8 protein-coding genes and 2 pseudogenes are annotated in these 12678 nt (G+C 74.2%); 8 read left to right on the top strand and 2 right to left on the bottom strand.

The genetic code is table 11. The annotated features are described in order from the left end of the window. From B0E53_RS25210 to murC, 8 genes and pseudogenes are all read left to right on the top strand, one after another. On the top strand, positions 1–396 hold a 396-nt coding region (locus B0E53_RS25210), incomplete at its 5' end, for a hypothetical protein (protein WP_107078318.1). Positions 397–532: 136 nt separating this feature from the next. Next, positions 533–2401 carry a penicillin-binding protein 2 gene (locus B0E53_RS25205; RefSeq protein ID WP_246835580.1) on the top strand — a complete coding sequence of 623 codons (1869 nt, stop codon included), beginning with the start codon at positions 533–535 and terminating at the stop codon, positions 2399–2401. Positions 2402–2453: 52 nt separating this feature from the next. Continuing rightward, on the top strand, positions 2454–4016 hold the full coding sequence (locus tag B0E53_RS25200; RefSeq protein ID WP_210406201.1) for a UDP-N-acetylmuramoyl-L-alanyl-D-glutamate--2,6-diaminopimelate ligase: 1563 nt from the start codon (positions 2454–2456) through the stop codon (positions 4014–4016). Beyond that, a complete protein-coding gene (gene murF, locus B0E53_RS25195; protein WP_107078316.1) occupies positions 4013–5410 on the top strand; it encodes a UDP-N-acetylmuramoyl-tripeptide--D-alanyl-D-alanine ligase in 1398 nt (465 codons plus the stop codon). The genes B0E53_RS25200 and murF overlap by 4 nt, the downstream gene beginning before the upstream one ends. Beyond that, positions 5407–6531, top strand: coding sequence for a phospho-N-acetylmuramoyl-pentapeptide-transferase (gene mraY / locus B0E53_RS25190; RefSeq protein ID WP_091320337.1), 1125 nt, complete (start codon positions 5407–5409; stop codon positions 6529–6531). Before murF ends, mraY begins: the two co-directional genes overlap by 4 nt. A 242-nt stretch (positions 6532–6773) precedes the next feature. After that, positions 6774–8189, top strand: coding sequence for a putative peptidoglycan glycosyltransferase FtsW (locus tag B0E53_RS25185; protein WP_210406202.1), 1416 nt, complete (start codon positions 6774–6776; stop codon positions 8187–8189). Continuing rightward, on the top strand, positions 8189–9295 hold the full coding sequence (murG, locus tag B0E53_RS25180) for an undecaprenyldiphospho-muramoylpentapeptide beta-N-acetylglucosaminyltransferase (protein WP_107078314.1): 1107 nt from the start codon (positions 8189–8191) through the stop codon (positions 9293–9295). Before B0E53_RS25185 ends, murG begins: the two co-directional genes overlap by 1 nt. A gap of 85 nt (positions 9296–9380) precedes the next feature. Then, positions 9381–10610, top strand: a pseudogene (murC, locus tag B0E53_RS37840) (UDP-N-acetylmuramate--L-alanine ligase); the annotation flags it as partial. Here the strand turns inward: murC and B0E53_RS39635 are convergent. Together B0E53_RS39635 and B0E53_RS40220 are read right to left on the bottom strand one after the other, a co-directional pair. Then, a pseudogene (locus B0E53_RS39635) lies at positions 10599–11189 on the bottom strand (MCE family protein); the annotation flags it as partial. The pseudogenes murC and B0E53_RS39635 overlap by 12 nt on opposite strands. 80 nt (positions 11190–11269) lie before the next feature. Beyond that, positions 11270–12678 (bottom strand): MCE family protein (locus B0E53_RS40220; RefSeq protein WP_281492907.1); only part of this gene is annotated, 1409 nt, incomplete at its 5' end.

Below are 12678 nucleotides of genomic sequence, written 5' to 3'. Positions count from 1 at the left end.
GCCCGGACCGCCGGCGCGACCTCGCCGCGGCTGCGGGTCGCCCCGCCGCCGCCGGTCCGCGTGCCGCGGGCGCCGTTCGTCGGGCTCATCCTGGTGCTCGTGGTCGGCGGGGTGCTCGGCATCCTGGCGGTCAACACCAAGATCAACGAGAACGCGTTCAAGCTGGAGAAGCTCCAGCAGCAGCAGGCCAAGCTCGACGTCGACCAGCAGCAGCTGGAGAAGGAGATCGCCGACCAGAAGGCGCCGGGCAACCTGACCGCCAACGCCCGCAAGCTGGGCCTGGTCGACTCGGACGAGCTGGCCTACATCCGGCTGCCGGACGGGAAGGTGATCGGCGTTCCGCACCCCGTGGAGGGCGCGCCGGCGATCACCAGCCAGCAGGGCAACGGAGGCTGAGCAGTGCCGCCGAGATCGGATGAACCGCGCCGGGATGCCACGGGCTCCCGGCGCGGCTCGTCCCGGGGTACGGAGCCCCGGGAGCCGGGCGTCAACGGCATCTCCGACGCCCGGGCGTACCGTCTCCGCCCGGCCGGTGCGCGAGCCGTTCGACGACGACGAGGCGCCCGCGCCGCGCCGCCGACCCGGGCCGCGGCGTCCCGCGCGGCCGGCCGCCGCCCGCCGGCCGGTCCGCAAGCCGCGCCGCCCGCCGAAGCTCGCCGACCCGCGCCGCCGGCTGCGGCTCGGCACGCTGCTCGTGCTGGCGCTCTTCACCACCATCGGCATCCGGCTGGTCTTCCTCCAGACCGTCAGCACCCCGGCGTACGCCGACGGCGGGCTCGCCAGCCGGCTCGCCGTGGTCGAGCTGCCGGCCCCGCGCGGGGCCATCTACGACCGCACCGGCGCCCCGCTGGCGCACAGCGTCGAGGCGCGGTACGTCTTCGCCGACCCCACCCAGGTCAAGGACCCGGTCGCCACCGCGAAGCTGCTCTCCCCGCTGCTCGGCGTGCCCGCCTCGGAGCTGGCCGAGAAGATGAGGCCCCGCAAGCTGCCCGGCGGCGGCTGGTCGCAGTTCGAGTACCTGGCGCGCGGCGTCGACATCGACCGGACCAAGCAGATCATGGCGTTGGACCTGTTCGGCATCGGCGTGCACCGCGACGAGCGGCGCGAGGTGCCCGGCGGCGACCTGGCCGCCAACCTCATCGGCTTCGTCAGCCAGGACATGAACGGACTGGAGGGGCTGGAGGCGAAGTACGACGACGCGCTCGAGGGCAAGGCCGGCAAGAAGAGGTACGAGGTGGGGCAGGGCGACCTGGCCGCACCGATCCCGGGCGGCTACAGCCAGACCACCCCGGCCCAACCGGGCAGCTCCCTGGAGCTCACGATCGACCGCGACCTCCAGTTCAAGACACAGCGGATCCTGTCCGACGGGATGGCCCGGACCCGGGGCAGCGTCGGCGCCGCGATCATCATCGAGGTCGGCACCGGCGACGTGCTGGCCCAGGCCAGCTTCCCCAGCTACAACGCGGCCGACCCCACCAAGGTCAACTCCCCGGCCGACCGCGAGGACGCGGCCACCAGCTTCATCGTCGACCCGGGCTCGATCCACAAGGCGATCACCTACGGCGCCGCCCTCCAGGAGGGCGTGATCGCGCCGGACACCACCTTCCCGGTGGCCAACAGCATCCAGAAGGGCGACACCACCTTCCGCGACACCCACCCGGCCAACGGGCAGAAGATGAGCATCCCGGGGATGCTCGCCTTCTCGTCCAACGTCGGCACCATCGAGATCGCCGACAAGCTGGGCCCCGACCGGCTGATCGACTACCAGAAGCGGTTCGGGCTGGGCCAGCCCACCGGCGAGGGCATGCCCGGGGAGGCCGGCGGGCGGCTGCTCCCGGCCGACCAGTGGAGCGACTCGTCGTACGGGTCGGTGCCGATCGGGCACAGCGTGGACGCCACCCCGTTGCAGATGGCCGCCGCCTACGCCGCCATCGCCAACGACGGGACGTACGTCCAGCCGCACCTGATCAAGAACGTGATCGGCCCGGACGGGAAGAAGACCCCCGGCGCCACCCCGGTCACCCGCTCGGTGCTCAGCCCGGCCAACGCGGCCGCGCTGCGCCGCATGCTGGAGGCGGTCACCACGGTCGACGGCCCGGACGGGCGGGCCACCGGCCTGGCCGCCGCGGTGCCGGGCTACCGGGTGGCCGGCAAGACCGGCACGGGCCTGCGCTACGACAACGGCAAGCTCCAGCCCGGCGAGGTCGGCTCGTTCATCGGCATGGCCCCGGCGGAGAAGCCGCGGTACGTGGTGGCGGTCTTCGTCTGGAGCCCCGGCGGCGAGGGCGGGGCGGTGGCCGCCCCGGCCTTCCGGGAGATGATGGGCTTCACCCTCCGTCACTACCGGGTGCCGCCCTCGGCGACCGACAAGTCCCCGAAGTTCGAGGTCTTTCCGCACTGAGCCGGCACGGCGGGACATCATCGGTGAGTGGCGACGAACCACCGGGGCGGCTGTGCGGTCGGAACCGGACGACCGGGTAGGGTCTGACGCCGTGCCCGGCAATCCACGTCCCGCCACCGTGAATCCCGTCCGGCTCGGCGACCTCGCCGCCCGGCTGGCCGTCGCGCCGCCGGAGGGCGCCGCCGAGGTGGCCGTCACCGGGGTGACCCACGCCAGCCAGGAGGTCCGCCCCGGCGACCTGTACGCGGCCCTGCCCGGGGCCCGCCGGCACGGCGCGGAGTTCGCCGCCGCGGCGGCCGGAGCGGGCGCCGTGGCCCTGCTGACCGACCCGGCCGGCGTCGCGCTGGCCGCCGGGGCCGGCGTGCCCGTGCTGGTGGTGGACGACCCCCGGGCGGTGCTCGGCGAGATCGCCGCCACCGTCTACGGCGACCCGACCGCCGGGCTGACCATGATCGGCGTGACCGGCACCGCCGGCAAGACCTCCACGAGCTACCTCATCGAGTCCGGGCTGCGCGCCGCCGGGCACACCACCGGCCTGATCGGCACGGTGGAGACCCGCCTCGGCGACCTGGTGATCGACAGCGTCCGGACCACCCCGGAGGCCACCGACCTGCACGCCATGCTGGCGGTGGCCCGCGAGCGCGGGGTGGACACCGTGGTCATGGAGGTGTCCAGCCACGCCCTGGCCATGGGCCGGGTCGGCGGGGTCCGGTTCGACGTCGGCGGCTACACCAACTTCGGCTCCGACCACCTGGACTTCCACGCCGACGAGGCGGACTACTTCGCCGCCAAGGCGAAGCTCTTCGACGGGCGCTGCCGGGTCGAGGTGCTCAACCACGACGACCCGGCGCTGCGGCCGCTGCGCAGGCCGGCGACCGTGACCTACTCGGCGGCCGGCGACCCGAGCGCCACCTGGTGGGCCGACGGGATCGGCGGCGAGGGCTACGCGCAGCGCTTCTCCCTGCACGGCCCGGACGGGCTGGCCCTGCCCACCGGGGTGGCCCTGCCCGGCCGGCACAACGTGGCCAACGCGCTGCTGGCCGTCGCCATCCTGGTGGCCGCCGGGGTCGACCCGGCCACGGCGGCCCGCGGCGTGGCCGCCTGCGGCGGGGTGCCCGGCCGCCTGGAGCTGGTCAGCGGCGACGCGCCGGTGCGCGGGGTGGTCGACTACGCGCACAAGGCGAACGCCATCGAGGCGGTCCTGGCGGCGCTCCGGGGCCTGACCGACGGCCGGCTGATCTGCGTGCTGGGCGCCGGCGGCGACCGGGACCGGGGCAAGCGGCCGGTGATGGGCGGCACCGCCGCGCGGGGCGCCGACGTGGTGCTGGTGACCGACGACAACCCGCGCACCGAGGACCCGGCCACGATCCGGGCCGAGGTGCTGGCCGGCGCGTACGCGGCGGGCACCGGCGCGCGGATCATCGAGGCGCCCGGCCGGCGGGCCGCGATCGAGGAGGCGGTCCGGGTGGCGGAACCGGGGGACATCGTGGCGCTGCTGGGCAAGGGGCAGGAACGCGGCCAGGAGGTCAACGGCGAGGTGCTGCCCTTCGACGACCGGGTGGAGCTGGCGGAGGCGCTGCGCGCCCGCTTCGGCGACCTGGTGGGGCAGCGATGATCCCGCTGACCCTGGCCGAGGTGGCCGCCGCGGTCGACGGCCGGCTGGTCGCCGCCGACGCGGACGCCCGGGTGACCGGCTCGGTGGAGTTCGACTCCCGCAAGGTCACCCCCGGCGGCCTCTTCGTCGCCTTCCCGGGCGAGAAGGTGGACGGGCACGACTACGCGGCCGGCGCGGTCGGTGCCGGCGCGGTGGCCGTGCTCGGCACCCGCGAGGTGCCCGGCGTGCCGATGGTGCTGGTCGGCGACGCGCTCGACGCGATGGGCCGGCTGGCCCGCGCCGTGGTCGACCGGCTGCCCGGGCTGACCGTGATCGGGCTGACCGGCTCGTCCGGCAAGACCACCACCAAGGACCTGATCGCCCAGCTCGCGGTCCGGCTCGGCCCGACCGTGGCGCCGCCCGGCTCGTTCAACAACGAGCTGGGGCACCCGTACACGGCGTTGCAGGCCGGCCCGGAGACCCGCTACCTGGTGATGGAGAAGGGCGCCCGCGGGGTGGGGCACATCCGCTACCTCTGCGACGTGGTGCCGCCGCGGATCTCCGTGGTGCTCAACGTCGGGGTGGCACACCTCGGCGAGTTCGGCTCGGTGGAGACCATCGCGCTGGCCAAGGGGGAGCTGGTCGAGGCGCTGCCCGCCGACGGCCTGGCCGTGCTCAACGCCGACGACCCGCGGGTCGACGCCATGGCGGCGCGCACCGAGGCCCGGGTGGTCCGGTACGGCGAGTCGGAGCGGGCCGACGTGCGCGCGGTCGACGTGACGGTGGACGGGCGGGGCCGGCCGTCGTACACCCTTGTCACGCCGGAGGGGAGCGCGCCGGTGCGGCTCGGGCTGACCGGCCGGCACCAGGTGTCCAACTCGCTGGCCGCCGCGGCGGTCGCCCGGGCGCTGGGGCTGCCCCTGGCCGACCTGGCGGTGGCCCTGGGCGAGCTGGGCCTGGTCTCCACCCGCCGGATGGACGTGTTCGAGCGCCCCGACGGGGTGACCGTGATCGACGACTCGTACAACGCCAATCCGGCCTCCACCGGCGTGGCGCTGCGGGCGCTGGCCAGCATGCGGGGGACGGGGCGTACCGTCGCGGTGCTCGGCTACATGGCCGAGTTGGGTGACTTCGAACGGGAGGGGCACCACCAGGTCGGCCGGCTCGCGGCCGAGCTGGGGGTCGACCGGCTGCTCGTGGTGGGCGAGCCGGCGGCGCCGATCCACGAAGGCGCGACAGCGGTAGGCAACTGGGGAGGAGAGTCGGTGCTGCTCACCGATCAGGCGGCGGCCGTCGAGGTGCTGCGGAGGGAGCTGCGTCCGGGTGACGTGGTGCTGGTGAAGGGCTCCCGGTACCGCACCTGGGAGGTGGCGGACGCGCTGCGCGCGGACGCCGCGGAAGGTTCGGCCGCATGAGGGCGGTGATCGTCGCCATCGGGGTCGCCTTCCTGGTCTCGCTCTTCTGCACCCCGATCGCGATCAAGGTGTTCACCCGGCTCAAGGCCGGCCAGCCGATCCGGGCCGAGGGCCCGGCCATGCACCAGGGCAAGAAGGGCACGCCGACGATGGGCGGCGTGGTCTTCATCCTGGCCACGGTGATCGCGTACGTCGCCGGCCACCTGGCCCTGACCACCCTGCCGGACGCGCAGATCGCCCAGGTCGAGCCGACCATCACGGCGCTGGTGCTGCTGGGGCTGATGGTGTTCTCCGGTGCGGTCGGCTTCATCGACGACTTCCTGAAGGTCCGCAAGCGGCACAGCGGCGGCCTGAACAAGCGCGGCAAGCTCGCCGGCCAGATCGTGGTCGGCGCGATCTTCGGGATCGTGGCGCTCTACTTCCCGAGCAGCATGACCGACGTGAGCGGCAACGCGACCAACACCGAGACCGTCGGCAGCACCATGCTGAGCTTCATCCGGGACATCCCGGCCCTGGAGATCGGCAAGGTCGGCGCGGTGATCGTCATCATCCTGGTGGTGATGGCGGCGACCAACGGGGTGAACCTCACCGACGGCCTGGACGGCCTGGCCACCGGCGCCTCGGTGATGGTGCTCGCCGCGTACGCGCTCATCGCGTTCTGGCAGTACCGGCACTGGTGCGCCGACCCGAACTACACCGAGGCGTACTGCTACTCGGTCCGGGACCCGCTGGAGATCGCGCTGATCGCCGGCGCGGCGGCCGGGGCCTGCGTCGGCTTCCTCTGGTGGAACACCTCGCCGGCCCGGATCTTCATGGGCGACACCGGCGCGCTGGGCCTGGGCGGCCTGATCGCCGGCATGGCGATGTCCACCCGGACCATCCTGCTGCTGCCGATCATCGGCGGCCTCTTCGTGATCATCACGATGTCCGTCGTGATCCAGATCATCTCGTTCCGGACCACCGGCAAGCGCGTGTTCCGGATGTCGCCGCTCCAGCACCACTTCGAGCTGGCCGGCTGGAGCGAGGTCAACATCGTGGTCCGGTTCTGGATCATCGCCGGCATCGGGGTGGCCATCGCGCTGGGCCTGTTCTACAGCGAGTTCCTCGCCGCGGTGAGCTGACCGCGCTGCCGCTGCGTCACGGCGGGATCCCCCGGTGTTACCAGGGGTCCCGCCGTTTCGCGTTCCGACACGCCGACCGGGCGGTTGCGCCACGGGCGGGCGGGTCGAGCCGCCATGATGGGCGGGTGGGGGAGGGAAGAGACACCGAGGGCACGACCGACACGCAGGCCAGACGTCCGCCCGCCGCGAGCCGCCCGGCCGACCCGCCGGGGCCGCTGCTGGGGCTGGACGCGGCTGGCGGGCTGGCCGCGCTGCGCGGCCTGCTGGCCCGGCCGCTGGCCTCCTACTACCTGCTGCTCTCCAGCGCCGGCCTGCTGCTGCTGATCGGCCTGACCATGGTCTTCTCCGCCACCAGCGTGAAGGACTTCGCCGAGGAGGGGGACGCCACCGCGTCCCTGGTCAAGCAGGCGATCTTCGCGGTGATCGGGATCGTCGCCTTCTGGGCCTGCCAGCGGCTGCCCGCCCGGACGTTCCGGGCGGTGTCCCGGCCCTTCCTCGGGGTGGCCGTGGCGCTCCTGCTGGTCCTCAATCTGCTCGTGGCGCTGGAGGCGCTGTTCCGGGTGAAGTCGGTCGGCCCGCTGCGGGCCGAGCTGCTGTGGCTCTACGTCGGTCCGATCTCGGTGCAGCCGGTCGAGGTGGCCAAGTTCGCCCTGGTGCTCTGGGGCGCGCACGTGCTGGCCCGCAAGGGCGCCGCGCTCGGCTGGTGGAAGGAGCTGGCCACCCCGCTCTTCCCGGTGGTCGGCCTGCTCTTCGTGCTGGTCGGATACAACGACCTGGGCAGCATGCTCTGCCTGCTCGCGCTGGTGGTCGGGATGCTCTGGGCGGCCGGGGTGCGGAAGCGGGTCTTCGCCACCCTCTCCGCGATCGGTCTGGCCGGGATCGGCCTGCTGGTCGCCGCCGCGTCCCTCGGCGCCGGGTCTGGATCCCGGGACGCCGACAACTACCGGCTCGGGCGGCTCACCATGTGGCTCGACCCGCCCGACCCGAAGACCTGCTTCGAGCTGGACCTGCCCAACTGCTACCAGCTCGTCCAGGCCCGCTTCGCGGTGGAGAACGGCGGCTGGTTCGGCGTCGGCCTGGGCAAGAGCAGCGCCAAGTTCGGCTGGCTGCCCGAGGCGCACAACGACTTCATCTTCGCCATCATCGCCGAGGAGCTGGGGGTGGTCGGCTGCACGGTCGTGCTGGTGCTCTTCGCGGTGCTGGCCTACACCGGGCTGCGGATCGCCCGCCGGGTGGAGGACCCGTTCCGCCGGCTCGCCGCCGCCGGGGTGACCGCCTGGCTGGTCGGCCAGGCCGTGATCAACGTCGGCGGGGTCACCGGGCTGCTGCCGCTGACCGGCGTACCCCTGCCGTTCATCTCCGACGGCGGCAGCGCCCTGGTCGTGACCCTGGCCGCGGTCGGGATGCTCGCCTCCTTCGCGCGCGCCGAGCCCGACGCGGCCCGAGCCCTGCATGCCCGTCCGCCGGCCCGGTGGGTCCGACTAGTGTGGGCCCCGTTGCCGCCGCTTCCCGGCCGGCGCCGCCGACCGGCGTCGCCACCGGCGGACCGAGGGTCCGTGCCCCGGTCCCGCCCGCGGCGGCAGGACGACCAGGCCGCGGCCCGCGGCGTCCGGTCCGACCGGACGCGCGCCGGCACGGCGAGCGAGAGGAGACGCTGATGGGTCCGCTGCGTTCGGTGGTGCTCTGCGGAGGCGGTACGGGTGGACACATCTACCCGTTGCTCGCCTTCGCCGACTGCCTGCGCCGACACGACCCGAGCGTCCGGATCACCTGCCTCGGCACACCCAAGGGGCTGGAGAACGAGCTGATCCCGCCGGCCGGCTACGACCTGCGCCAGATCCCGGCCTACCAGTTGCCCCGCTCGGTCAACATGAGCCTGGTCCGCACCCCGGACCGGATGTGGAAGGCGGCCCGCGCGGCCGGCAAGATCCTCGACGAGGTACGGGCCGACGTCGTGATCGGCTTCGGCGGGTACGTCTCGGTCCCCGGCTACCTGGCCGCGTGGCGGCGCGAGCTGCCCATCGTCATCCACGAGGTGAACGTGCCGCCGGGCGTGGCCAACCGGCTCGGCATGAAGTTCACCAAGAACATCGCGGTCGGCTTCCCGCACCAGCCGGTGCAGGCCGAGTCGCTGCGCGACGCCCGGGTGGTCGGGGTGCCGCTGCGCCGGGGCATCGCCGGGCTGGACCGGGCCGCCGTGCGCGACGCCGCGCGGGCCCACTTCGGACTCCGCCCCGACCTGCCGGTGCTCTTCGTGGCCGGCGGCTCGCAGGGCGCCCGCTCGATCAACCTGGCGGTCTCCGGGGCGGCCAAGGAGCTGGCCCGCAACGGCGTGCAGGTGCTGCACGTGATCGGCGCCCGCAACGAGCCGGTCTCCGTCCCCACCGACCTGCCGGTGCCGTACGTGACCCTGCCCTACCTGTCCGAGATGGAGCTGGGCTACGCGGCCGCCGACCTCATGCTGGGCCGCGGCGGCGCGATGACCTGCGCCGAGGTGGCCGCCATCGGCCTGCCCGCCATCTACGTGCCGTACCCGCACAGCAACCAGGAGCAGAAGCGCAACGCGCTGCCCGTGGTGGAGGCCGGCGGGGGGCTGCTCGTCGACGACGCCGAGGTGACCCCGGCCTGGGTGGAGCGCACGGTGATCCCGCTGATCCGGGACCCGCAGCGGCTCGCCGCGATGGGCGCCGCCGCGGCCGCGTACGGCCGGCGCGACGGCGACGTGGCCCTGCTGAACTTCGTCTACGAGGCGGTGTCTCGGTGAGCGCGAGGAGTGAGCTTGCGAGCCCCGCAGTCGCGAACAACGGAGGCTCAGTGATGCGGGCCGCCGCGACCGGAAGGTACGTCCCATGAACACCGCGCAGTTCACCCCCGCCGGCACGATGACCGCGGAGGACCTGGGCCGGATCCACCTGATCGGGGTGGGCGGCGTCGGCATGAGCGGCCTGGCCCGGCTCTTCCTCACCCGGGGCCTGCCGGTCTCCGGCAGCGAGCTGCGGGAGTGGCCCTCCCTGGCCGGCCTGCGGGCGCTCGGCGGCACCATCCACATGAGCCACGAGGCGACCAACCTCGACGGGGTGGACACGGTGGTCTACTCCTCGGCCATCCCGCAGGACCACCTGGAGATGGTCGAGGCGCGCCGGCGCGGCCTGCGGGTGCTGCACCGCTCCGAGGCCCTCGCCGCCGCGATGACCGGCCGCCGGACCGTCGCGGTCGCCGGCACCCACGGCAAGACCACCACCACCTCGATGGTCACCATGGTGCTCCAGCAGGCCGGCACCGACCCGTCCTTCGTGATCGGCGGCGAGATCTCCGAGGTCGGCTCCGGCGCGCACCACGGCACCGGCGAGTACTTCGTGGTCGAGGCGGACGAGAGCGACCGCTCGTTCCTCATCTACCGCCCGTACGTGTCGATCATCACGAACATCGAGGCGGACCACCTCAACACGTACGGCGACCTGGCGAACCTGGAGGCGACCTTCGCCGAGTTCGCCCGGCTCACCGACCCCGAGGGCTTCATCATCACCTGCGCCGACGACCCGGGTGGCCGCCGGCTGGCCGAGACGCTGCGGGCCGAGGGGCGCCGGGTCTGGACGTACGGCGAGTCCGCCGACGCCGACCTGAGGCTCAGCGGGATCTCCTCCTCCGCGCAGGGGGTGCGCTACCTGGCCGAGATCGAGGGCCGGTCGCTGGGCGAGATCCGGCTCCCGGTGCCGGGGCGGCACATGGGGCTCAACAGCGCCTCCGCGGTGCTCGCCGCGTACCTGCTGGAGCTGCCGGTCACGGCGGCGGAGGCCGCGCTCGGCGCGTTCCCCGGCGTGCGGCGGCGCTTCGAGCGCAAGGGCGTCGCGGGCGGCGTGCTGGTCTACGACGAGTACGCCTACCACCCGACCTCGATGACGCTGGCCCTGCAGACGCTGCGCGAGGTGGCCGGCGAGGGCCGGCTGATCGTGGTCTTCCAGCCCTACCGCCTCTACCGCACCCGCGACCTCCAGGCGGAGATCGCCGCCGCCCTCGGCATCGCCGACGAGCTGGTGCTGCTGGAGGTCTTCGGCCCCGGCGAGCTGCGCCAGCCCGGCCGACCAGCGGCGCAGCGCCTCGGCGGACTCGGCCTGGGTGGTCAGTACGGTCCGCGCGTCGCGGATCAGCGCGAGGGTCTCGGGCAGTCGCTGGTCCGCCTCGGCGAGCAGGGCGTCCCCGGCGTCGAGGAGGCGGGCCAGGGCCCGCTCGTTGCCCTCGAACGCGGTGCCCAACTCGGTGATGAGCACGGTCAGGTCGTCCGGGTCGACCGAGCGGACCAGCTCGTCCAGGTTGGTCAGCAGCGTCTCCGGGGCGAGCGGGAGGCCGGTCCGGCCGGCCGGGATCACCGCCCCGTCGGCCAGGTACGGCCCGCCGTCGCGGTCGGGACGCAGGTCGAGGTACTGCTCGCCGACGGCGGAGCGCTGGGCGACCACGGCGCGCAGCGCGTCGGGAACCCGGACGCCCCGGTCGATACGCAGGTCGGCGCGGACCCCGTCGCCGCGCAGGGCGACCGCGGTGACCCGGCCGACGGGCACGCCGCGGTAGGTCACCGGGGCGTTGGCGAACAGCCCGCCGGCGCGGGCCAGGTCGACGTGGACGACGTAGCCGGCGTGGAACAGCCGGTCGCCGAGGCCCACGTAGCGGATGCCGACGTAGCCGACGCCGAGGATGCTCACCAGCACGAAGGCGAGCACCTGGAGCTTCACGGTGCGTCCGATCACGGGATCAGCCCTCCCCCGAGCACGTCGGTCAGGTCGCCGATCGCCCCGGTGACGGCGCCGGTCACCGGGAGCACGCAGTCGGCGGTGAGCACGGTGCCGTCGGGCAGTTCGGTGCCGGCGGGAAGCGCGGTGCCCGGCGGCACCAGGCCCTTGGGCAGCAGCAGCCCGCCCAGCGGCACGTTGGAGCCGGGTTTGAGCAGCTTGCAGCCCTCCGGCAGCCCGCACTCCTTCGGCGGGGTGAAGATGGCGGGGAAGTTCTTCAGGTCGGGCAGGCACCGGATCAGCGGAAGGTCGGGGAGGATGCCGCCGCCGGGCTCGGCGCCGGGCCGCGCCGGGCCGCCGGTGGCGGGCGGCCGGGGCGCCGTCGGGGTGGCCGGCTGGGAGGTCCGCGGCGCCGGGGCGGGCGCGGCGGCCACCAGGTTGGCCAGGATGCTGGCGGCGTCCAGGTCGGCGGTGACGGACAGGTTCACGAAGTCGCCGACGATCGCGCCGGTGACGTTCGGCGGGAACGGGTACGACAGCATGAAGTCCAGCGACTTCGGCAGGTCGTCGCCGGCCCGGGCGAGCTGCTCCAGGATCGGTTGCAGGGACGTCACCGCGGCCACCGTGTCGGCCCGGCTGCGCTCCACCACCCGGGTGCCCACGGTGCCGAGCCGGCCGAGCGCGGTGAGCGCCTTGGTGAGCTGGGCGCGTTGTCGGGCCAGGACGGTCAGGCCCGGTGCGAGGGAGTCCAGCGCGTCGCCGACGACCTGGCGTTGCCGGGCCAGCCGGCCGGTGAGCCGGTCGAGGGCGTCGATGGCGCGGACGATGTCGGCCTTCTGCCGGTCGAGCCCGCCGAGGAAGGTGTCGAGCTGGGTGAGGGTGTCCCGCAGCGCCGGTTCGCGGCCGGCGAGGGCCTGGTTCAGCTCGGCGTTGATGGTGCGCAGCTGGGCCAGGCCACCGCCGTTGAGCAGCAGGCCCAGCGCGGCCAGGACCTCCTCCACCTCGGCACCGCGGGTGGTGCGGGCCAGCGGGATGAGGTCGCCGTCGGCGAGGTCGCCGCGGGCCGGCTCGGCCGGGGGCGGGGACACCGCCACGTACTTCTCGCCGAGCAGGCTGCTCTGGCGGACGGCGGCGGTGGCGTTCGCCGGCAGCCGCACCGCCCGGTCGATGCGTAGCCGGACCCGGGCGTGCCAGCCGTCCAGCGAGATCTTCTCGACGCTGCCCACGGTCACGTCGTCGACCTTGACGGCGGCCCGGGGCACCAGGTCCAGCACGTCGGTGAACTCCGCGGTGACCGTGTAGCCGGGGCCGGCCGGCCGGCCGCCGGGCAGCGGCAGGTCGGCGACCTCGGGCAGGCCGCAGCCGGCGGGCAGGAGGGCCACGGCCAGCGCGCCGGCCAGTAACCGGGGCAGCCGGGCGCGGG

The sequence above is a fragment of the Micromonospora sp. MH33 genome, from assembly GCF_003013775.1.
Taxonomy (GTDB): domain Bacteria; phylum Actinomycetota; class Actinomycetes; order Mycobacteriales; family Micromonosporaceae; genus Micromonospora; species Micromonospora fulviviridis.
The sequence above is the reverse complement of the archived record's forward strand: the minus strand, read 5'-3'. Positions and strand labels throughout refer to the sequence as shown.